The sequence below is a fragment of the Kribbella sp. NPDC051587 genome (assembly GCF_044453945.1).
In the GTDB taxonomy this organism is placed as follows: domain Bacteria; phylum Actinomycetota; class Actinomycetes; order Propionibacteriales; family Kribbellaceae; genus Kribbella.
This window is the reverse complement of record NZ_JBITDE010000006.1, coordinates 285,284-306,879: the sequence shown is the minus strand read 5'-3', so window position 1 is coordinate 306,879 and position 21,596 is coordinate 285,284. Positions and strand designations below refer to the sequence as shown.

The following is a 21,596-nucleotide window of genomic DNA, read 5'->3' as shown; positions in this document are numbered from 1 at the left end:
CGCTTTGGCCGCGAAGTGCGCTCCAGATCCCGAGCCCGGCGTACCTAATCGCCTGCCTGCGCGCCATCGGCACGGGCGACTGCAGGTAGTCCCGGGCCCTGCGCCTGCGCGCCCCGCCCCCATCCCTTGTGCGCGCCCGGCCGCACTCACCACGTGCAGTCCTTCGTGCTGCTGCGCCGGGGCCGGCCGGTACGACGCTTTGGTCGCGAGAGGCTCCTGATCCTGAACCCGGCGTACCTAATCGCCTGCCTGCGCGTGATCGACACGGGCGACTGCAGGTAGTCCCGGGCCCTGCGCCTGCGCGCCCCGCCCCCATCCCTTGTGCGCGCCCGGCCGCACTCACCACGTGCAGTCCTTCGTGCTGCTGCGCCGGGGCCGGCCGGTACGACGCTTTGGCCACGAAGTGCGCTCCAGATCCCGAACCCGGCGTACCCGATCGTCTGCCTGCGCGTGATCGACACGGGCGACTGCAGGTAGTCCCGGGCCCTGCGCCTCCGCGCCCCGCCCTCACCCCTTGTGCGCGAGCGCCGCCACCACCTGCAGTCCTTCGTGCTGCTCCGGATGACGGTCCGGTTGGCGACCGCCCGGCCGTCTGCGCATTTCAACGGATACCCACTCAGGTTGTCCCTTCTCCCCTCAAATTTCGGGAGGACAAGGGACAACGTCAGGGGTTATCCGTTCAAATTTCTCGTCGGGACGAGGGGCGGGAGGGGACAGGGTGGGGAGGGGGCGAGGGCGAGGGTGGGGAGGGGTCGAGGGGTGGGGGGACAAGGGTGGGGAGGGGGCGAGGGGCGGGGCGCGGAGAGACGGGTCCGGGAGTACCTGCAGTCGTTCGTGTTGGTGGGCGCGTTGGCTGGGACGGCGGAGGGGTGGGGCGGGGGCGAGGGGCGGGGCGCGGAGGGCCGGGCTCCGGGAGTACCTGCAGTCGTTGGTGTTGGTGGGGTGCGTTGGCGGGGATGGCGGAGGACTTGGGGGCGGAGGGGTAGGGGTGGGTGGGGAGTTATCCACAGGGGGTGGTGTGTGGACTGCGGTTGGGGGGTGGGGGCGTCTAGGGTCGGGGGCATGGCTGACAGCAATGCGAGTTTGACCCTGACTGAGGCGCGCGCGGGGATTGCGGGTGGCGTGATCGAGGCGATCGCGGGGGAGGGCGCGCGGCTGCGCGATGACCAGGAGACTGCGGTTGCGGCGCTGTGTGAGCCGGCGGCGCGGGTGCTCGTCGTACAGGCGACTGGGTGGGGGAAGTCGGCTGTTTATTGGGCTGCTACGGCGATCCGGCGGGCTGAGGGGGCTGGGCCTACGTTGGTGGTTTCGCCGTTGTTGTCGCTGATGCGGGACCAGGTTGGGGCCGCTGGGCGCGCGGGGCTGCGGGCGGCGACGCTGAACTCGAACAACGTGGACGAGTGGTCGGGGATCGAGCAGGACCTTCGGTCCGGGGCGATCGACGTACTGCTCGTGTCGCCTGAGCGGCTCGCCAACCCGGGCTTTGGCCGTCGGGTGCTGGACAGCCTGGCCGGTGAGGTTGGGCTGCTGGTGATTGACGAGGCGCATGCTGTTTCCGACTGGGGTCATGACTTCCGGCCGGACTACCGTCGGGTTTCCGACGTGCTGCAGCACCTGAACCCCAAGACACCGGTCCTGGCCACGACGGCCACCGCCAACGAGAGAGTGACCGACGACGTTGCTCGTCAGTTGGGCGAGTCGACGCTGGTACTGCGTGGGCCGCTGGCGAGGTCGAGTTTGCAGCTTGCGGTGGTGGACAGGTTGTCGCCGTTGCAGCGGTTCGCGTGGGTGGTCGAGCACCTGCCGAAGCTGCCGGGATCGGGCATCGTCTACGCGTTGACGGTCGCGGATGCGCAGCGGTTGGCCGCGACGATCCAGGAGATCCACGGCCGCGACGTACCGGTGGCGGCGTACACGGGTCAGTTGGAGGCGGGGGAGCGGCACAGCCTCGAGGACGCGCTGCGCGAGAACCGGTTGAAGGCGCTGATCGCGACGTCCGCTCTCGGGATGGGATACGACAAGCCTGACCTCGGGTTCGTCGTGCACGTCGGTTCACCGCCGTCGCCGGTCTCGTACTACCAGCAGGTCGGGCGCGCCGGTCGCGGCATCGACCACGCCATCGTCGCCCTGCTGCCCTCGGATGCCGACTCCGGCATCTGGGACTACTTCGCCACCGCGACCATCCCCGTGCCGGAGAATGTGAACCGCCTCCTGCACGCCATGCAGGCCTATGGTCCTGACCAGCCGGCGAGTGTGCCGGCGCTCGAAGCTGAGACCGGCCTGCGCCGGACCCGGGTCGAGTTGATGCTGAAGCAGCTCGCCGTCGACAGCGTCACCGAGCGGCTCGAGAAGGGCTGGATCCGGACCGGCAAGGACTGGACGTTCGACGCGGAGCACTACGACGGCATCGTTGCGGTACGGCGGCGCGAGGCCGACACCATGCGCGCCTACACCCGCGGCGAACGTTGCCTCATGCAACTTCTCCAGGAGTCCCTGGACGACGCATCCGCGGAGCCCTGTGGTCGTTGTTCGGTCTGCCTCGGCGCGCTGCCGGAGCCGTTGTCGGCAGCACCCGATGCCGACACCGTCGCCACCGTCACCGGTCTGCTTCGTGGTGAGGTGCATGTCCTCGAACCACGCAAGATGTGGCCGGGCGGTTCCTTCGGTCCGCGCGGGAAGATCCCCGCGAACCTGTCCGCCGACCACGGTCGCTCCCTCATCTACGCCGACGCCCCGGAATGGCGCGAGGTTCTCGCCGCCGCCTTCTCCGGAGCCGAGCCACCCGCCGATGCCATCGAGGCGCTCCAGACCGGGGCGGTCGCGGCGTTGTCCCGCTGGCGCAGCACGTGGTCCAGTCGACCCGAGGTCGTCGTACCGTTGGCCGCGGCCGGTCACACTGCGGTCACCAATGCGGTCGCCGACCGGATCGCCACCGTCGGCCGCCTCGATCGAGCCGACCTCACGGTGGATCGCTCGGGCTATACCGACGACCTTTCGTCGGCCGACGAGGCTCGGGTCTGGCGTGATGGCCTCTCGGTCGACCCCACCACCGCGCAGACGATCGCCGGTCGGACCGTGCTGCTCCTGGTCGACGCCAGCTCATCCCAGTGGCCGGTCACCGTCGCCGCGGCCAAACTCCGCGAGGCCGGAGCGGCCGCCGTACTGCCACTGCTTCTGCACAAGCGTCCCTGAAACTCGATTGACCTCGCAGGAAGGATGGTTGGGTGGAGATCAACAGCCTTGGCTACCGCACCGACCTGTTCCTGCTCGGGCTCAGCGGCAGCGAGATCAGCGACACCGGCCCGTACGTCGTCATCCGCACACCCGCCAACCCGACGTTCTGGTGGGGCAACTACCTGCTGCATCGCACCCCGCTGCAGCCGGGCGACCTGGAGCGGCGGATCGCCGAGTTCCGCACCGAGTTCCCCGAAGCGAAACATGTTGCCCTGGGCATCGACACCACCGACGGGGTGCTCGGGGTCGACCCGCAGGAGGTGATCGCCGCCGGCGGCCGGGTCGACCCGAGCGTGGTGATGACGGCGTCGAGCGTGAACGCGCCCAAGCGCCCGAACACGACCTCGACGTACCGGTTCCTCGACGGTGACGACGACTGGCAGCAGGTCGTCGACCTCAGCCTCGCCACCAGCACCATGACGGTCGACGACGGCTATCGCGAGTTCACCCGGCTGAAGGTGGCGCACGAGCGGAAGCTTGTCGAGGCCGGGCACGGGAAGTGGTTCGGCGCGTTCGACGGCGACCGGCTGCAGGCATCGCTCGGCCTGATGCTCGACGGCAAGGGCCTCGCTCGGTTCCAGACCGTGCAGACCCATCCCGACGACCGCAACCAGGGCATCGCCAGCACGCTCGTTCACCGCGCGTCGACGTACGGGTTCGAGCAAGGCGCGAAGACGCTCGTGATGGTCGCCGACCCGGACTACCTCGCGATCCGCATCTATCGCACCCTGGGCTTCAACGACTCCGAAACCCAGCTGGCGATCAGCATCCCGCCGGCCTGACGATTCAGGGAGACTGCCATGCGTCCGACCCACATCATCGCGAATCTCTCCGTCCCCGACATCGGCTCGGCGCGCGAGTTCTACGCCGACTACCTCGGGCTCAGCGACGAGGGGATCGCGATGGACTGGGTCTCCAGATTCCGCAGCCCAGACAGCGGCGCGGCGGTGCAGTTGGTGACGCATGACGCGACCGCTCCGGTGGATTCCGTGCTGTCGGTCGCGGTCGGCGACGAGGTCGAAGAGGCGTACGCGGAAGCCCAACGGCGCGGCTTCGAGATCGTCCATCCGCTCACCACCGAACCGTGGGGGTTGCGACGCTTCCTCGTGCGCGCACCTGACGGCAACGTGATCAACATCAACAGCCACCAGGACGAGTGAACAGGCCGTCTCCTAGGCTGAGCGGTATGACGGACTCTGGGGTCGTACTGGTGACCGGTGGCAGCCGGGGGATCGGCGCCGCGGCCGCGATCGCGTTGGCGTCGGACGGCTGGGATGTCGGTATCGGCTACCGCACTCGCGACGACGAGGCCGCCCGCGTGGTCGAGGCAGTCGAGAAGCTCGGTCGCCGCGCGATCGCCGTACAGGCGGATGTTGTCGAGACGGAAGACATCGAGCGCCTCTTCGACTCCGTGACCACCGCCCTCGGGCCGATCGCCGCGCTCATCAACAACGCCGGCGTGGTCTCGCCCGCAGGCAGGGTGGACCAGTACGACGTCGCCCGCCTCGACAACGTGTTCCGGATCAACGCGATTAGCGCCTTCCTCGTCGCAGGCGCTGCAGTGCGGCGGATGTCCACCCAGTACGGCGGCAGCGGCGGCGTGATCGTCAACGTGTCCTCGCGAGCCGCCGTCCTCGGATCGGCGGGGGAGTACGTCGACTACGCCGCCAGTAAGGCCGCGGTCGACGCCCTGACGACCGGCCTGGCCAACGAGGTCGCCAAGGAAGGCATCCGCATCCTTGGCGTCCGACCCGGCCTGATCGAGACCGACATCCACGAGCCCGGCCGGCTCGACCGACTCGGTACGACGCCGCCGCTCGGCCGACCCGGTACGCCGGAGGAGGTGGCCGAGCTGATCACCTTCCTCGCCTCGGATCGATCGTCGTACATGACCGGTACGACGATCGACGTCTCGGGCGGCCGCTGACGATGGGGTTGCGGCCGGTCGACCTGGCGCGACGGGCGGGCGTGTCGACGCAGCTCATCCGCAACTACGAGGCAGACGGGATCCTGCCGCCGGCACCGCGCACTGACAGCGGCTATCGCCAGTACGGCGAGGAACACGTGTCCGCGCTGCTCACCTACCGCGCGCTCGCTCCCGGCTTCGGCGCGGAGATCGCGCGGTACATCATGCAGGCGGTCCACGCGGGGGACGAGGAATCGGCGTACCGGCTGGTGGATCAAGCCCACGCGGGCCTTTACGAGCAACGCCTTGCAACCGACGCCGCGAGTGAAGCGCTCAACTCAGCCGCGGCCGAGTTTCGCGACGAGCCAGCACCGACCGGCCCGGCGTTGCTCGTCGGTGAGCTGGCGCACCGCCTCGGCGTACGGACTTCGGCGCTGCGGGTGTGGGAGGCGGCCGGTTTGCTGCTGCCGACCCGCGAGCGGACGACGAAGTACCGTCGCTACGAACCCGAGCAGATCCGCGACGCCCGCATCATCCACATGCTGCGCCAAGGGCGGTACTCGTTCGACCAGATCCGCCCGGTCCTCGACGGGCTCCGCCAGACCGGCAGCACCGAAGCGCTCCGGAACGCGATCGCCGAGCGCCGAGCCGCGCACGACCGGATCACGAAGGCGATGCTGTACGGCGCGGGTCTCCTCCATCAGCTGGTCGAGGAGAAGCGAGCTGCGTCGGCTCCGACCGCCCTCTGACCGTCACCTGATCACCGGGCTGCCAGTGCGTACCCTCGGTCGGTCCTGCGTCCTCGACCGCGGACATCGAGGCGATCAGTCGCGACGGTGTGCTCTTGGCCAGCTCGCTCAGCCGGGCCGCCTCGTTCACCGGATCACCGATCACCGTGTACTCGAGCCGCCGTACGTCGCCAACGGTCCCGGCCACCACGATCCCGGCGGTCACCCCGATCCCAGCCGTTGCCTCGGGCAACTCCGCAGCCAGCCGCTGGCTGAGCGCCCGCCCGGCCCGTAGCGCCGCTCCCGCTGGATCGATCAGCTCAGCCGGAGCGCCGAAGATCGCCAGCGAGGCATCACCGGCGAACTTGTTCACAAACCCGCCCTCGCGCACCACCTCGTCGACGACGATCGCGAAGAAGCGATTCAGTAACTGAACCACCTCGACCGGCGGCCGCTCGGCCGCGATCTTGGTCGAGCCGACCAGGTCGACGAACAGTACGGCGACGAACCGCTCCTCGCCACCGAGCCGATCACTGGTCAACGCCTCGCGGACGACCTCGGGACCGACGTACTTGCCGAAGACCTCACGGATCCGCTCGCGCTCACGCAGCTCGGCCGCCATCCGGTTGAACCCGGCCTGCAGCGAACCGAGCTCGGTCCCGTCGAAGACCGGGATCCGGATGTTCAGCTCGCCCTCGCCAATCAGCGTGAGCGCGTTGCGCACCGACCGGACCGGGGCGACCACCGAGCGTGCGGACAGCAGGATCAGCAGCCAACCCATGCCGATGGCAACGATGCCCAGGGCAAGGATCATCACCGAGAGTCGCGTCGCGGAGACCGTGCCGTCGATCAGCGCGAGGATCGCGGCGAGCATCAGACCCGCGACCGGCGTCGCCGAGCCGGCGGCCCAGAACAGCACCACCCGCGCCTTGAGGCCGAAGGCCAGCAGCCGTCGCGGGGGAGCGGAGTCGGCCAGCGCCCGCGCGGCGACCGGTCGCAGGGCGAACTCGGTCAGCAGGTAGGAGACCGCGCAGGTGACGATCATGCCGTCGAAGATGGTCACGGCGATCCGCAGCGCGTTCTCCGGCTGGATCACCACGGTGACCGCGGTAAAGGCGATGGTGGCAACCATCCACAGCACGACCTCGATCAGGGTCAGGCGCAGCGGGAGCCGGAGCGTGGAGATCTGCTCCTTGCGGGTGGCCGGGCGGTCCTCGTCGACCCAGGCGGTGTAGCGGAGCGCGACCCGGCTGCACCAGACCACGCCGACGATCAGGGCGAGCAGGAAGTACGCCGGTACGCCGATCGCCTCGATGTGCTGCAGTTCGTCGCTCAGCGGGGGACCGGGGAGCACGAACACGGCCAGCGCGAAGACCACGGCCGCGCCGATCAGGTTGGTACCGATCGAGAACGTTGTCAGCAGCACCCGGAGCCGGATCCGCAGCCTCCGGGTGCTCTGATCGGCCGGCCCGAGCAGCCAGGATCCGAACGGCCGCCGGTTCAGGACCAGCTCGGCATCACCGTGCGATGTCATGGTCACAGTCTGCTCCGGGGCCTGCAGCTTCGTGCAACAACGCGGCCGTTGAGGCGTGATGACACCGGGTATTTGGCACGGTGGTGCGGGTGGCCCAGATCGGCCGCCTGAGACGCCACGCCCGTGGGTAATGTTCCCCGGACGCACTCACTCGGGAGCTTTCCGTGACGCACGATCGCCACTCTTATGCCGAACCACTCCTGGTCCGGACCACCCACCTCGAGCTCGATCTCGAGCTGGATTTCACCGCGAAGGTGCTCACCGGCACCGCCACGCACTCCCTCCATTGGAGTGGGGCCGTCGACCGGCTCGTGCTCGACACGCGTGACTTGACCGTGCTCGCGGTCGAGGGCGAGACGCCGGACGGCTGGGAGCCGCTGGAGTACAGCCTCGCGGTGCCGGACAAGGAGCTGGGATCGGCGCTGACGATCCGGACCTCGCGGCAGGAACGGGTCCGGGTCAGCTACCGGACGGCACCGACCGCGACCGGGCTGCAGTGGCTGGAGCCGTCGATGACGGCCGGCGGCGTGATGCCGTTCATGTTCAGCCAGTCGCAGGCGATCCACGCGCGCAGCTGGGTACCGCTCCAGGACACCCCCGGAGTGCGGTTCAGCTACGCCGCGCACGTGACCGCGCCGCCCGAGCTGATGGTGCTGATGGGCGCCGACAACGGGACCGCCTCCCGCCGTACCGGCTCGTATGACGTCGTGATGCCCGAGCCGATCCCGTCGTACCTGCTGGCGATCGCGGCCGGCGATCTGGTGTTCGAGCCGCTCGGTGAACGATCGGGCATCTGGGCCGAGCCGACGATGGCCGGGCGGGCCGCGCAGGAGTTCGCCGACACCGAAGAGATGATGCGCGTCACCGAGGCGATGTTCGGCCCCTACCGCTGGGGCCGCTACGACATCCTCGTGCTGCCGCCGTCCTTCCCGTACGGCGGGATGGAGAACCCGCGGATGACGTTCGCGACGCCGACCGTGGTGATCGGGGACAAGTCGCTGGTCAGCCTGGTGGCTCACGAGCTCGCGCACAGCTGGTCGGGCAACCTGGTGACCCAGGACAGCTGGGACGACATCTGGCTGAACGAAGGCTTCACGGCGTACGTCGAGAACCGCATCGTCGAGGCGGTCTACGGGACCGAGTTCGCGATGATGGAGACCGCGATCAAGCAGCACGCGACCGTGGTCAAGCTCGACCCGCTCACCCCGGCCGAGCTCGCCGTCGAGCTGCCGGGCCTGAACCACCGCTCCGAGTACCACGGCACCACCTCGCTGGGGCCGTTGAAGGGCTCGTGGTTCCTGACCTGGCTGGAGGAGCGGTTCTCGAGGGACGTCTTCGACCCGTTCATCCGCGGTTACTTCGACCGCTTCGCCTTCCGCAGCATCAACTCCGACGACTTCGTCGGCCACCTGCAGGAGCACCTGCTCGACCCGCACCCCGGAGTCGTCACCGACGCCGAGCTCGCCGCCTGGCTCGAAGAGCCCGGCATCCCCGCCTTCGCCGAGCGCGCCGTCTCCGCCCGCTTCCAGGTCGTCGACGAGTCCCGCACCCAATGGTTCGCCTCCGGCGAGCTCCCGGCCGGCGCCGCGAGCTGGACCACCCAGGAGTGGCTCCGCTTCCTCGACGCCGCCCCCGACATGCTCAGCCCCAACCAGCTCCAGCAGCTCGACCGAGCCTTCGGCCTCACCGGCACCGCCAACGGCGAGATCGCCCGCCGCTGGTACCAGATCGTCGCCGCCAGCAGCTACGAACCTGCCTACGCCGAACTAGCCGCCTTCCTCACCGAAGTAGGCCGCATGAAACTCGTCCTCCCCGTCTACCGAGCCCTGGCCGGCAGCGACCGAGCCTTCGCCTCCGAAGTCTTCGCCAAAGCCCGCCCCGGCTACCACCCCATCACCACCGCCGCCGTCCAAAAGATCCTCGGCCAGTAGCCTCAGGGTCGCGGTGGCTGGGCTGGTGTGAGGTCCAGGATGCAGCGGTGGTTGGTGTGGGTGGGGATGTAGCCGAGCGCCGCGTTGACGCGGCGCATGGGCTCGTTGGTGTCGACGGTGTCGGTGAGAACGCCGGCTAGGTCGGGGAAGCGGGACTGGGCCCAACGGATCTGTTCGGTCTTGATCCAGCGGGCCAGGCCGTGGCCGCGGTGAGCTGGGCGGACGGCGGTGCCGTAGTTCTGGGCGTCGCTCTTGCCGTCTTCTGGGACGACGAGCTCGGTGAAGGCGACGATCTCGCCGGTGGACTCGTCGAGGGCGGCGACGGTCATCAGGTGCTCGCCGCGGCGGGCGACCGCGTCGGCGGCCTGGCGGGTGCGGGCGGTGTCCCACGAATCGGCGCCGTAGCTGATGGCGCCGGTCGGGGCGTCGTCCATGGCGGTGCGAGCGTCGGTGAAGGTCTGCAGGAGCTCGTCCGGTACGACGCCCGCCCAGGAGGCCAGCCGGTATCCGGCAGGCGGCGGCACCGGGGCGACGACGGTCCTGAGGTCGAGGCGGCTGTAGATCAGGGTCAGCCCGATCGTGAACCCGTGCCGCACCAGGAACTCGTACGCCGGTGAGTCCGCGCCGATCTCGGCGACAACCAGCTGCGCGTGCTGCTCACGGGCAGCGGCGACAGCGGCGTACAGGAGTTGGCTACCGACACCGCGGCGGCGTTCAGCCGGGTGCACGGTGATCTCGAGGTCGGCCAGGTGTGCGAGCGAGTCGCGGCTGTGCAGCCGGAGGAACGCGGAACCGACCGGGTTGCCGGCGGCGTCCGCGGCGAGCCAGGCGATCCGGCGGCTGAACGGCCGGTAGTCGGGATCGGTCAGCGGAGTCAGTTGAATGCTCAAACCGCGACCATAGCGCCCGAGCGGGCCACGTGCTCTGACACGGCGAATCGGCTACGGTGCTGCGGAGCTGACCGGGGTACTGACTCCGGACAAGCCACATGGGGAGAGGAGCACGGGGTGGAAGAGCTGAGTGCCGACGCGATCCGGACGATCGGGGCCGACCACATCGCACTACGCGAGCAGGTCCTGTCGGAGCTGCGCCGCCGGATCGTCGACGGTGACTACGCGCAGGGTGAGCGGCTGACCGAGACCCGGCTGGCCGACGACTTCGGCGTCTCCCGCAACCCGGTCCGTGAAGCGCTCCGCGTTGTCGAGGCCGAAGGCTTCGTGCAGATCCTGCCCCGCCGTGGTGCCGTCGTCGCCACGCTCGACGAGACCGCCGTCCGCGACCTCTTCTCGGTCCGCGTGCAGCTCGAGACCCTCGCTGCCGGCCTGGCCGCCGAACGGGCCAGCAAGGAAGACATCGCCCGGCTGCGGGACCTGTGCGACCAGGCTCGCCTCGCCACCGACGCGAAGGACTTCGACCGCGTCGCCGAGCTGAACAGCGACTTCCACCGCGCCGTCATCGAGGTCAGCGGCAACCGCTGGCTGCACTCGATCTCCGCCGCCATGTACCACCACGTGCACTGGGTCTTCCGCGTCGGCGCCGCCCAACGCGCTCCGCACTCGTCCGAGGAACACGTCCGCCTCGTCGACGCCATCGCCGCCGGCGACGCCCCCGCAGCGACCGAGGCAGCCCGCCTCCACGTCGAAGCCGCCGCCAAGGCCGCGCTGGGTACTCCGAGCTAGCGGACCTGCACCACTCACCAAACCTCCGCCTGGGCCTCCGGGCGGGTGCCGCTGAGCGTGGCGCGCGAAGTTGGTGAGTGGGGGCGGTCCGCTTTCCTCAGCGACCGACGGCGTAGCCCTGCATGCCTCGGGGGTTGGCCGCGGCGGACAGGACTCCATCCGGGTCCCGCCGTACGGCGCACAGCCGACCGAGGCTCCACGGATCGGACTCGGTCACCACGTGCCCGCGTCGTACCAGCTCATCTCGTACGGCGGCGCCTAGCCGGCTCTCGATGACTAGCCCGCCGGGCTCATTCGCGCGCGGGTAGAACGACGACGGGAACCCGGTCGTGTGCCAGGCCGGCGCGTCGATGGCCTCCTGCAGGTCCATCCCACTCCCGAGATGCCGCAGCAGGAACAGCAGTTGCCACTGATCCTGCTGATCCCCACCTGGCGAGCCACAGGCCAGTACCGGCCAACCCTCTCGCAGCACGAGTGTCGGCGTCAGCGTGGTCCGCGGACGCTTGCCCGGAGCAAGGGACGCGGGCAGCCCTTCCTCCAGCCAGAACATCTGCGCCCGGCTGCCCAGACAGAACCCGAGCGACGGAATCGTCGGCGACGACTGCAACCAGCCACCACTCGGCGTCGCCGAGATGATGTTGCCCCAGCGATCCACCACATCCACATGGCAGGTGTCGCCCCGCGTGACGCCGTCGCGAGCAACCGTCGGCTCACCGACACTCGCATCGGTCGCATGGTTGCCCTCAGCAATGGATGGCAGCCGCGGCGCACGCCCGTCCGGCGACCCCGGCCGCAGCTCGAACGTCGCGTCGGACCCGACCAGCCGCGCTCGCTCAGCGGCGTACTCGGGGGAGAGCAACGACTTCAGCGGTACGTCGCCATCGCCGTACCAGGCCTCGCGGTCCGCATACGACAGCTTCATCACCTCAACCGTCGTGTGCACCCCCTCCGCACTGGCCAGGTCAACATCACCCAACTCGGAGAGCACCGCCAGCGACTGCAGCAACGCGGGTCCCTGACCCCAGGCCCCGGTCTTCGCGACCGTGTGCCCGTTCCAGTCAAGGGTCGTCGCGTCTTCCCAGCTCGCTTCGAAGGACGCAACATCCTGCCCAGTGATCAACCCACCATGGTCCGAACCACTCGAATCCCGATGCGGCAGCCGCGAGAACTCATCGATCGCCTCAGCAACGAAACCCTCGCGCCAAGCCTTCCGCGCGCCCTCCACCTGTACGACGCGATCTGCCCCAGCCGCCTCGCCCTCACTCACGAGCCGTTCCAGCGTCGCCGCGTATGCCTCGTTCCGGAACATGCCGCGCGGCGGCTGCCCGTCGGCCAACCACAGCGCAGCCGACGTAGGCCAGTGCTCCGCAAACAACTGGTGAACCGTCGCCACGGTGTCGGTCACCCGCGGCACGAGCGGATGTCCATTGCGCGCGTAGTCGATCGCCGGCTCCAGTACGACGCGCAGCGGCAGCGTGCCGTGGTCACGCAGCAACAGCAACCACGCATCGACCGCCCCCGGCACAGTTGCGGCCAGCGGCCCCGACCCCGGCACCAGCGTCAGCCCGAGCGACGTGTAGTGCTCGATGGTCGCCCCAGCCGGCGCAACCCCCTGACCACACAGCACCCGCGGCGTCGGGTCGTCCGCCGTCGCCACGATCGCCGGCACCTCACCGCCAGGCCCGTTCAGATGCGGCTCCACCACATGCAGCACGAACCCCGCGGCCGCTGCCGCGTCGAACGCGTTCCCGCCGAGCTCCAGCATCCGCATCGCCGACTGCGACGCCAGCCAGTGCGTCGACGAGACCATGCCGAACGTGCCACGCAGCGTGGGCCGGGTGGTGAACGTCATCAGGCAACTCCTTCTGCTGTTCGTACGTCGGGACCGCTTCCGTCGGCCGCCACCAGGTGACACGCCACCTGGTGCTCACCCGATCCGATCACACGTCGCTCCGGCACGACAGTCCGGCACTTGTCGATCGCCACCGGACAGCGGGTGTGGAACCGGCAACCGTCCGGCGGATCAATGGCCGACGGCAGGTCATCACCCAGCAGCACCGGCTTGCGCTGCCGCTGCGTCACCGGGTCAGGAACAGGCGCGGCCGATAACAACGCCTGCGTGTACGGATGAGCCGGCGTACCGAAGATGCGTGCCCGCGGCCCCTGCTCAACCAGCTGACCCAGATACATCACTGCGACCTCATCAGCCAGGTACTCCACCGCCGACAGGTCATGCGTGATGAAGAGGCACGCGAACCCCAGGTCGCGCTGCAGGTCAGCCAGCAGATTCAGTACGGCGGCCTGCACCGACACGTCGAGTGCACTCGTCGGCTCGTCCGCCACGAGCAGCCGTGGCTCGGAGATGAGCGCCCGCGCGATGCTGACCCGCTGGCGCTGTCCGCCCGACAGCTCATGCGGAGAGCGCTGAGCGACCTCAGGGCGCAGCCCTACTCGCGTGAGCGCCTCAGACACCTGCCCGGCAATGTCCTTGCGGCGCATCAACCGCAGTGGTTCCCCAACGATGTCTCCGACCGACAGCCGCGGATCCAGCGAGCCCGCGGGGTCCTGGAAGACGATGGAGACGTCCCGGCGGTGTGAGCGAAGCTGGCGACGACTGAGATGCGTGATGTCCGCACCCGCGAGCCTGACCGTGCCTCCGGTCGGCTCGAGTAGTCGGACGATGCACCGGCCGACGGTGGACTTCCCTGAGCCGCTCTCACCGACCAGTGCGACCACTGAGCCTTCGCGGATCCGCAGAGTGACCCCGTCGACCGCACGGACCGGACCGAAGTGCATGACCAGGTCTTCGACCTCTAGCGCGTTCATCGGGCTCCCACCGGGTTCCAGCACGCCAGTCCGTGCGCATCACGTGTCAGCTCCGGCTGAGACGCCGTACAGGTGTCTAGTGCTTGTCCGCAGCGATCGGCGAACGTGCACGCGTCCGGCTGCTCAGCCAGCACCGGTACCAGCCCTGGGATCTCAGCGAGCCGATGTGAGCCCGCGTGGCGGCCTGCGGCGGGGGAGGCGCCCAGCAGCCCGGTCGTGTACGGGTGCTGCGGGTGCGCGAACAGCTCATGCACCTCGGCCGTCTCGACCACGCGACCGGCGTACATGACCGCGACCCGGTCCGCGAGGTCGGCCACCACCCCGAGGTCGTGCGTGATCAGCACGATGCTCGTCCCGAGCCGTTCGCGCAGACCGCGCAGTACGTCGAGGATGCCCGCCTGGATGGTGACGTCGAGGGCCGTAGTCGGCTCGTCGGCGATCAGCACCTTCGGATCGCAGGCGACCGCCATCGCGATCATCACCCGCTGCCGCATCCCGCCCGATAGTTGATGTGGGTAGTCGTCGACGCGGCGTTCGGCCGATGGGATCCCGACCAGCTTCAGCAGCTCGATCGACCGCGCCCGGGCTGCCTGCTTTCCCACGTTGAGATGCGTGCGCAGGACCTCGCCGATCTGTGAGCCGACCGTGAAGACCGGGTTCAGCGACGTCATCGGCTCCTGGAAGATGTAGGCGATCTCGCGGCCACGGATCGAGCGCAGCGTGCGCTTGTCCGCGCCGATCAGCTCAACGCCATCCAGCCGCACCGAGCCGTCGACACGCGCCGACCGGGGGAGTAGCCCGGCCAGACTCATCGCCGTCACGCTCTTCCCGCAGCCCGACTCGCCGACGATCGCGAGCACCTCACTCGCACCGACCTCCAGACCGACCCGGTCAACCGCTGACAGCTGACCATCCTCGGTCCGGAACGACACGGACAGATCCCGCACTTCCAGTACGGCGCTCATCGGCGACTCGCCTTCGGATCGAGGGCGTCACGCAGACTGTCGCCGACGATGTTGAACGCCAGCGTCAGCAGCATGATCGCCAGGCCCGGCATCACCGCCGCCCACGGCGCCCGCGCGGCGAACTGCTGCGCATCGGACAGCATCGTGCCGAGGCTCGGAGCCGGCGGCTGGATCCCGAGCCCGAGGAACGACAACACCGCCTCACCGAGGATCGCGGCCGGAATCGCGACCGTCGCCTGGACGATGATCACCGACGCCGCGTTCGGCAGGATGTGCCGCCCGAGCACCCAGGCATCACTGGCGCCCTCGACGATCGCGGCGGCCACGAAGTCCAGCGACTTGAGCCGCAGCGTCTCCGACCGCACGATCCGGATCACGCCCGGGATCTGCGCGATCCCGATCGCGATCGCCGCGTTCCCGAGACTCGCGCCACGGATCGCGGCCAGGCCGACCGCGAGGATCAGGAACGGAAAGGCCAGCACCAGATCGGTCATGCGGGAGATCAGCGCGTCGATCGCCCGGAAGTACCCGGCCATCAGTCCGAGCGGTACGCCGATCACGAGCGAGGTCGCGACCGCGAGCAGCCCGACATGGAGCGAGGCCCGCAGTCCGAACATGATCCGCGAGACCACGTCCCGGCCGAGATCATCGGTGCCGAGCAGATGGCCCGCCGTACCGGGTGGTGCGAAGGCTTGGTCCAGCGCGGTCTGCGTCGGTTCGTGCGGCGCGAGGAAGCTGGCGAAGACCGCGAGGATGATCGCGACCACGAGTACCACGAGCCCGGTGATCGCGAGCGGATTGCGCAGGACGCGCCGTACAACTTTGTGTCTCATGCTTCACCCCGGACGCGGATCCGCGGATCGATGACGGAGTACAGGAGGTCGACGAGCAGGTTGATCACGATGTACGCCGTTGCTGTCACCAGCACGACCGCCTGGATCACCGGATAGTCGCGCTGGAACACCGCGTCGACGGTCAGCTTGCCGAAGCCGGGGAGCGCGAAGATCCGCTCGGTCACCACCGCGCCCGAGATCAACGCACCCAGCTGCAGACCGACGATCGTCACCACCACGATCAGGCTGTTCCGCAGCGCATGCCGCCCGATCACCGCCCGCGGTGACAGTCCCTTGGCCTCGGCGGTGCGGATGTAGTCGGCCGAGAGCGCGTCGAGCATGGACGACCGGGTCTGCCGCATGATCACTGCGGCCAGGCCGGTGCCGAGGATCAGCGCGGGCAGGACGAGGTGGTGCAGGTTGGCGATCGGGTTGGTGAAGAACGGGACGAACCCGGAGGCCGGAAAGAGGCCGAGGGCAACGGACAGGTAGAGGATCGCCATCAGCCCGAGCCAGAAGTTCGGTACCGACAACCCGAGCAGCGCGAGCGCGTTCGCAGCCCATTCCGCCGGACGACCTCGCCGTACGGCGGCAACCACACCCGCGCCGATCCCGATCACCCCGGCCACGAGGAGAGCGAGCACCGACAGCTCGATCGTCACCGGCAGCGCACCGGCGATCATCCCGCCGACCGGCTCACCGGTCCGGATCGACCGACCGAGATCACCGCGCGCCGCGTGACTGATGAACTGCCAGAACTGCACCAGCCACGACTGGTCGAGCCCGTACTGCTCCCGGATCGCCCGCAGCGACTCCGGATCGCGGTCCTCACCGGCCAGCGCCAGCGCGGGATCGCCCGGGAGAGCGCGCACGCCGGCGAACACCACGATCGTCGCGAGCATCAGCGTCACCGCCGACTGCCAGAGACGATGCAGGAGGTACCGGCTCATTTCGCGAACCCGGCGAACGCCGTCCGGATCACCCCGTCCGGGTAGGTCTGCACGCCGAGCAGCTTCTTCGAGACGCCGGTCAGGTTGCGTTGCCGGTACAGGTAGATCAGCGGCTCGTCCTGCTGCAGCTTGGTGACGACATCGCCGTACAGCTTGATCCGCTGCGCCTGGTCGGTCGACTGCCGCGCGTCGGTGAGCAGCTTGTCCACCTCGGGGCTGCTGTACCCGGCGACGTTCTGGCTGCCCGTCGTACCGACGAAGTTGAAGATGTTCGCGTCGGGGTCGACGCGGCCCGACCAGCCGAGCTGGAGGATCTCGAAGTCGCCGCGGTCCTGCTGATCGAGCAGCGACGCGTACTCGACCGGCTTGATCACGAGGTCGAAGCCGCCGTCCTTCACCATCGCCTGCAGCGCCTGCGCGAGCCGCAGACTGTCCGGGTTGTTCGAAGTGATCATCGAGACCTTGTACGGCGTGCTCACGCCCGCCGCCGCGAGCAGTTCCTTCGCCTTGGCCGGGTCATGGGCCGGACACGCCTGCGCGGCCTCGGAGGTGAACTCGCTCTTCGGTGAGATCGGTGAGCAGGCGACCGTGTTGAGCCCGTTGAAGATCGTCTTCACCAGTGCGGCGCGGTCGATCGAGAGGTCGAACGCCTGCCGGACCCGCGGGTTCTTCGCGATCGGGGTGTCGAGCTGCTTGAGCGGATTGCCGACGCCGTTCGCGTTGGCGATGTTGATCGTGACGCCCTGGTAGCCGAGCGACTGCGACTGCAGGACGCTGACCGTGCTGTCCTTCTGCAGAGCGGGTGCGTCCTGGCTCGAGAGCGAGTCCGCGACCTGGGCGTCGCCGGATCGCAGGTTGGCCGAGCGGATGCTGGAGTCGGTGATGATGCGGTACTCGATCGCGTCCAGGTGCACCTTGGCGGCGTCGTAGTACTGGGGATCCTTGACGACCTTGATCGAGTTCTGCGCGACCCGGTTGGCGAACTTGAACGGGCCGACGCAGGCGGGCGCGGTGGAGAAGTTCGCGCCGAGCTTGGCGACCGCGGCCGGGCTGAGCACCATGCCGGCCCGGTCGGCCAGCGCCGCGGTGAGTGGGGCGAACGGCTTCGAGAGCTTGATCACTACGGTGTTCGGGTCAGGCGTCTCGACGCTGCTGATCGGGCCGAGCTCGCTCTTGCGCGCCGATCCCGCGAGCGTCAGACCGCGTTCGATCGTGGTCTTCACCGCGGCCGAGTCGAAGGTGCCGCCGTCGGAGAACTTCACGCCCTGACGCAGCGGGATCGTCAGGCTGAGCCCGTCGGCCGCGACCGTCGGAAGCGCTGTCGCGAGCTGCGGTACGACCTTGGCATCCGGGCCGAGGTCGTACAGCTTCTCGCACATGGTGTGGAAGACGTACCGCGAGTACAGGCTGCGCGACAGCGTCGGATCCAGCTTGTCCGGATCCGCGGAGAGCGCGACCGTCAGCGTCCCGCCCGCCTTGACCTGCGCCGGATCAGCCGGGTCACCGAACACGTCCTGTCCTGCTTGGCTGCTCGTCGCGCCCGGCGCGTCACCGGCCGGCTGCACCGGAGAGCAGCCGACGGTGACGAGCACGAGTGCGGTGGCAAGGACGACGGGAAGTCGAGGAGTCATCTGCTGCTCCCTGCGTAGGCGGTTCCCCGACTGTTTCATGTATACAAGCCACCTGCGCAAGGGATCCGGCGAGTTTTTTCCGACCTTTGCGCTCTGTGGTCAATCCTCCACGGGGTAGGTCAGCAGCCCGGCCGGTACGACGCGGTCACCGACCGCGAGCGCCATCAGATGCGGACCGTCGTGCTTCGGATGCCGGATCCCGAAGCCGGTCGCCGGCCGGAACCCGAACCGCGGGTAGTAGTCCGCGTGCCCCAGCACCACGACGGCCGGTACGTCGTACTGCGGCGCCAGCCTCAGCACAGCCCGCACCACCGCGTCGCCGGCCCCTTGCTGCTGGTACGCCGGTAGTACGGCGACCGGGCCGAGCGACAGCACCGGCGTGGACCCGATCGCGGCATGGGTCAACAGCGCGTAGGTGATCGGCTGGTCGTCGGAGGTCGCGACGTAGGCGAGTTCGGGAATCCAGGCAGTCGGTTCGGCACGCAGCGAGTCGAGATAGTCGACCTCGTACTGCCGGCCGAACGCCTCCCGGGTGATGTCACGCAGTACCGGCTCGTCGGCGGGCGTCGCGACACGGGTCTTCCAGGTCATGGACAACGTTCGAATGCCTCTCGAAGAAGCGATCCGCTGAGCGGATCAGGGGTGAGTTGAATGACCGTCCGGCTGTCGCGGCTACGCGACAGCGCCGGCGCGCGCGGTCATCAACCCACCTCCTCAGCTCTCCGAAGTCGCGATCACTTTATCCCTGCCCAGGCTTCTTCGGAATCGGTTTTGCCGGACTCGGAAAGCACTGGACGAGGTGATGCTGGGGCTTGTAGCTTGCGACCGCGACACTGTCCGAGGAGGTGGTACCCCATGACCGCAGTAGCTCAGTGGGTGCTCCCTGCCCAGACGCCGTCGGGCAACTGACGCGGGCGTCGCCGGGAGCGCTTCGACGACTCCCGAAAGGCAACACCTCATGGACTCTCCTCAGTTCGATGTAATCATCGCCGGCTGCGGGCCGACCGGCGCGATGCTGGCTGCCGAGTTGCGCCTGCACGACGTACGGGTGCTCGTCCTGGAGAAGGACACCGAGCCGGCATCGTCCGTGCGCATCGTCGGGCTGCACGTCCGCAGTCTCGAAGTGATGGCGATGCGCGGTCTGCTGGATCGCCTTCTGGAACAGGGCCGGCGGCGGCCGGCGGGCGGGTTCTTTGCCGCGATCAACAAGCCAGTGCCGCCGGATCTGGATTCCGCGCATGCCTATCTGTTGGGCATTCCACAGCCGGTGATCGTTCAGCTCCTCGAGGAGCATGCGGTCTCTGGCGGTGCGTCGGTACGACGCGGTTGCGCGGTGACCGGCGTCTCGCAGGACGCCACCGGCGTATCCGTCGAACTGTCCGACGGCTCGCAGTTGCGGTCGCGGTATCTCGTCGGCTGTGACGGTGGGCGCAGTACGGTGCGCAAGTTAGCCGGTATCGGCTTTCCGGGGGAGCCCGCACAGTCCGAGACGTTGATGGGTGAGCTCTCGCTGACCATGCCTGCGGATGAGCTTGCCGAGGTGGTGCGCTCGGTCCGCTCGTTGCGCAGATCCTTCAGCGTGACGCCCTTCGGAGACGGGGTCTATCGTGTCGTGATCCCGACCGGGGGAGTCAGCGGGCGGGACGAGCCGCCGACCCTCGAAGATTTCCGGCAGGCACTACGCGCTGTCGCCGGGACCGACTTCGGTGCGCACTCGCCGCGCTGGCTCTCCCGCTTCGGCGACGCGACCCGCCTGGCCGAACGCTACGTCGTCGGGCGGGTATTGCTGGCCGGCGACGCGGCCCACATCCACCCGCCCCTCGGCGGTCAGGGCCTCAACCTCGGACTCCAGGATGCCTTCAACCTCGGCTGGAAACTGGCCGCCGAGATCCGCGGCTGGGCCCCACCCGGCTTGCTCGACACCTATGAGATGGAACGCCATCCGGTCGCCGCGGACGTCCTCGACAACACCCGCGCCCAGATGGAACTGAACGCCATCGGACCCGGCCCGCAAGCCCTGCGCAGACTGTTCACCGACCTGATGGACTTCGGCGACGTCAACCGCTTCCTCATCGAGAAGATCACCGGCATCACCATCCGCTACGACTTCGGCGAAGGCCCCGACCTCCTCGGCCGCCGCCTCCGAGACCTCGACGTCAAGTCCGGCCGCCTCTACGACCTCCTCCACCGAGGCCGCGGCCTCCTCCTCAACCGCACCACCCACCTGACCGTCGGCCCCTGGTCAGACCAAGTCGACCACCTAGCCGACCCCACCGCCCCCATCGACGTACCAGCCCTCCTCCTTCGCCCCGACGGCCACATCGCCTGGCTCGGCGACAACCAACCCGCCCTGAACCACGCCCTGTCCCGCTGGTTCGGAGCCTCACCGACCACCTAACGTCCGAAGGATCGGAGACCCGCCCTCCGGTCTTTCGGACGTTATAGCGTTGGTACGGCGGACTCGGGGAGATCGCGTAGGTGGTTGCCGACGGCTGTGTTGATCGTTGCGGGGTCACCCATCCAGCGGGCTGCGGTGGTTTCGCCGAGGGAGGCACGGATCAGGTCGGTGAGGACCTGGAGGTGGTTTCTGGTCACGCTGGCGAAGAGATCCGGTCCGGGCCATTCGAGGTTGCCGCCGGCTTCGACGTACGCGGTGAGGATTCTGCTGACCCGCTCGGGCTGGCCGGCGCCGAAGAGGTACGCGACCCGGGCTGCCTCAAGGGCTGCGCTGTCGGTGCGCACGCTGTCCCAGTCCACCAGCACCGGGCCTGCGGCGGACCAGACGAGGTTGTGCGGCTTGAAGTCGCCGTGGGTGGTGACGATGTCGGGAGCGACCTCGCACAACGCGGCGAGGCGTTCGGTCGCGGCGAGAATCTCTGGCGTGGTGTCCCTGAGCAGGCTCGCCCAGGGCAGGTCGCGATCCTTGGCGTCGGCGTACCAACTCTCCCAGGTCGCCGGCGGGCGAATCGCACCGCGCCACCACTGCGGCAAGCCGGGCTGGGGGAGTGGCTGCAGTCGGTGTACCTGCAGCATCGTCCGGCCGAGCCAGGCCGAGACTTCATGCTCAGGGGGCTGCGGTCCCGAGATCCATCGGTACACGCGGAACAGCCGATCCCCGAGTCGCGTGAGCCAGCCGACATGGGGATCGATCGGGCGAACCGGCTCCGGCGTCGCGATCCCTGCCGCCCGGGCCTGGTCCTCGAACTCCATCACCCGCGCAAGCGGCTCGCCACCCTGGAGATACCCCTTCACGAAGTAGCTCCCACTGCTCGTCTCAAGCCGCCACGCATCAGCATCACCCCGCCGGACGTGCACCAGGCCACCCCTGGGATCACCCAGGCCGAACGCAAGAGCGACATCAGCCGCCGTCGGAGTGTGT

Annotated in this window: 18 protein-coding genes; 8 read left to right on the top strand and 10 right to left on the bottom strand. The window is 68.8% G+C overall.

Going from position 1 to position 21,596, the window contains the following annotated elements:
* Window positions 1–1,062: 1,062 nt before the first annotated feature.
* The 5 genes from ACIA49_RS23360 to ACIA49_RS23340 are packed head-to-tail and all read left to right on the top strand — an operon-like array spanning window position 1,063 to window position 5,889.
* A complete protein-coding gene (locus tag ACIA49_RS23360; RefSeq protein WP_396379418.1) occupies window positions 1,063–3,192 on the top strand; it encodes a RecQ family ATP-dependent DNA helicase in 2,130 nt (709 codons plus the stop codon).
* A 32-nt stretch (window positions 3,193–3,224) separates the two neighbouring features.
* Window positions 3,225–4,016 (top strand): GNAT family N-acetyltransferase, encoded by a 792-nt coding sequence (locus tag ACIA49_RS23355; protein WP_396379417.1) that lies wholly within the window; start codon window positions 3,225–3,227, stop codon window positions 4,014–4,016.
* Window positions 4,017–4,034: 18 nt separating this feature from the next.
* Window positions 4,035–4,394 carry a VOC family protein gene (locus ACIA49_RS23350; RefSeq protein WP_396379416.1) on the top strand — a complete coding sequence of 120 codons (360 nt, stop codon included), beginning with the start codon at window positions 4,035–4,037 and terminating at the stop codon, window positions 4,392–4,394.
* Between the two features lie 26 nt (window positions 4,395–4,420).
* A complete protein-coding gene (locus tag ACIA49_RS23345) occupies window positions 4,421–5,161 on the top strand; it encodes an SDR family oxidoreductase (RefSeq protein ID WP_396379415.1) in 741 nt (246 codons plus the stop codon).
* A gap of 2 nt (window positions 5,162–5,163) precedes the next feature.
* Window positions 5,164–5,889: a MerR family transcriptional regulator gene (locus ACIA49_RS23340; protein WP_396379414.1), complete on the top strand. Its 726-nt coding sequence runs from the start codon at window positions 5,164–5,166 to the stop codon at window positions 5,887–5,889.
* On the opposite strand, the gene ACIA49_RS23335 is transcribed toward ACIA49_RS23340, so the two are convergent.
* Window positions 5,804–7,402, bottom strand: a complete 1,599-nt coding sequence (locus ACIA49_RS23335) for an adenylate/guanylate cyclase domain-containing protein (protein ID WP_396379413.1) — start codon at window positions 7,400–7,402, stop codon at window positions 5,804–5,806. The genes ACIA49_RS23340 and ACIA49_RS23335 overlap by 86 nt on opposite strands.
* A gap of 164 nt (window positions 7,403–7,566) precedes the next feature.
* Here ACIA49_RS23335 and ACIA49_RS23330 point away from each other — a divergent pair, with 164 nt between their 5' ends.
* Window positions 7,567–9,333 (top strand): M1 family metallopeptidase, encoded by a 1,767-nt coding sequence (locus ACIA49_RS23330; RefSeq protein WP_396379412.1) that lies wholly within the window; start codon window positions 7,567–7,569, stop codon window positions 9,331–9,333.
* Window positions 9,334–9,335: 2 nt separating this feature from the next.
* Here ACIA49_RS23330 and ACIA49_RS23325 read toward each other — a convergent pair whose 3' ends face one another.
* Window positions 9,336–10,223: a GNAT family N-acetyltransferase gene (locus tag ACIA49_RS23325; RefSeq protein WP_396379411.1), complete on the bottom strand. Its 888-nt coding sequence runs from the start codon at window positions 10,221–10,223 to the stop codon at window positions 9,336–9,338.
* A 117-nt stretch (window positions 10,224–10,340) separates the two neighbouring features.
* On the opposite strand from ACIA49_RS23325, the gene ACIA49_RS23320 reads away from it, so the two are divergent.
* The gene (locus ACIA49_RS23320) at window positions 10,341–11,012 is read left to right on the top strand and encodes a GntR family transcriptional regulator (RefSeq protein WP_396379409.1); all 672 of its coding nucleotides are present in this window, start codon (window positions 10,341–10,343) and stop codon (window positions 11,010–11,012) included.
* 97 nt (window positions 11,013–11,109) lie between these two features.
* Here the strand turns inward: ACIA49_RS23320 and ACIA49_RS23315 are convergent, their stop codons facing one another.
* The 7 genes from ACIA49_RS23315 to ACIA49_RS23285 all read right to left on the bottom strand — a co-directional run bounded on the left by ACIA49_RS23315 (window position 11,110) and on the right by ACIA49_RS23285 (window position 18,808).
* A complete protein-coding gene (locus ACIA49_RS23315) occupies window positions 11,110–12,864 on the bottom strand; it encodes a gamma-glutamyltransferase family protein (protein ID WP_396379408.1) in 1,755 nt (584 codons plus the stop codon).
* Window positions 12,864–13,838, bottom strand: a complete 975-nt coding sequence (locus ACIA49_RS23310; protein ID WP_396379407.1) for an ABC transporter ATP-binding protein — start codon at window positions 13,836–13,838, stop codon at window positions 12,864–12,866. Before ACIA49_RS23310 ends, ACIA49_RS23315 begins: the two co-directional genes overlap by 1 nt.
* Complete coding sequence (locus ACIA49_RS23305; protein WP_396379406.1) at window positions 13,835–14,803, bottom strand: ABC transporter ATP-binding protein; 969 nt, start codon at window positions 14,801–14,803, stop codon at window positions 13,835–13,837. Before ACIA49_RS23305 ends, ACIA49_RS23310 begins: the two co-directional genes overlap by 4 nt.
* The gene (locus ACIA49_RS23300; RefSeq protein WP_396379405.1) at window positions 14,800–15,636 is read right to left on the bottom strand and encodes an ABC transporter permease; all 837 of its coding nucleotides are present in this window, start codon (window positions 15,634–15,636) and stop codon (window positions 14,800–14,802) included. Before ACIA49_RS23300 ends, ACIA49_RS23305 begins: the two co-directional genes overlap by 4 nt.
* Window positions 15,633–16,586 (bottom strand): ABC transporter permease, encoded by a 954-nt coding sequence (locus ACIA49_RS23295; protein WP_396379404.1) that lies wholly within the window; start codon window positions 16,584–16,586, stop codon window positions 15,633–15,635. The genes ACIA49_RS23300 and ACIA49_RS23295 overlap by 4 nt, the downstream gene beginning before the upstream one ends.
* Window positions 16,583–18,217, bottom strand: coding sequence for an ABC transporter substrate-binding protein (locus tag ACIA49_RS23290; RefSeq protein ID WP_396379403.1), 1,635 nt, complete (start codon window positions 18,215–18,217; stop codon window positions 16,583–16,585). The genes ACIA49_RS23295 and ACIA49_RS23290 overlap by 4 nt, the downstream gene beginning before the upstream one ends.
* Window positions 18,218–18,316: 99 nt before the next feature.
* The gene (locus tag ACIA49_RS23285; RefSeq protein ID WP_396379402.1) at window positions 18,317–18,808 is read right to left on the bottom strand and encodes a GNAT family N-acetyltransferase; all 492 of its coding nucleotides are present in this window, start codon (window positions 18,806–18,808) and stop codon (window positions 18,317–18,319) included.
* Between the two features lie 367 nt (window positions 18,809–19,175).
* Between ACIA49_RS23285 and ACIA49_RS23280 the strand changes: the two genes are divergently transcribed.
* Window positions 19,176–20,615, top strand: a complete 1,440-nt coding sequence (locus tag ACIA49_RS23280) for an FAD-dependent monooxygenase (RefSeq protein WP_396379400.1) — start codon at window positions 19,176–19,178, stop codon at window positions 20,613–20,615.
* A 41-nt stretch (window positions 20,616–20,656) separates the two neighbouring features.
* Here ACIA49_RS23280 and ACIA49_RS23275 read toward each other — a convergent pair whose 3' ends face one another.
* Window positions 20,657–21,532, bottom strand: a complete 876-nt coding sequence (locus tag ACIA49_RS23275; RefSeq protein WP_396379398.1) for a phosphotransferase enzyme family protein — start codon at window positions 21,530–21,532, stop codon at window positions 20,657–20,659.
* Window positions 21,533–21,596 lie beyond the last annotated feature (64 nt).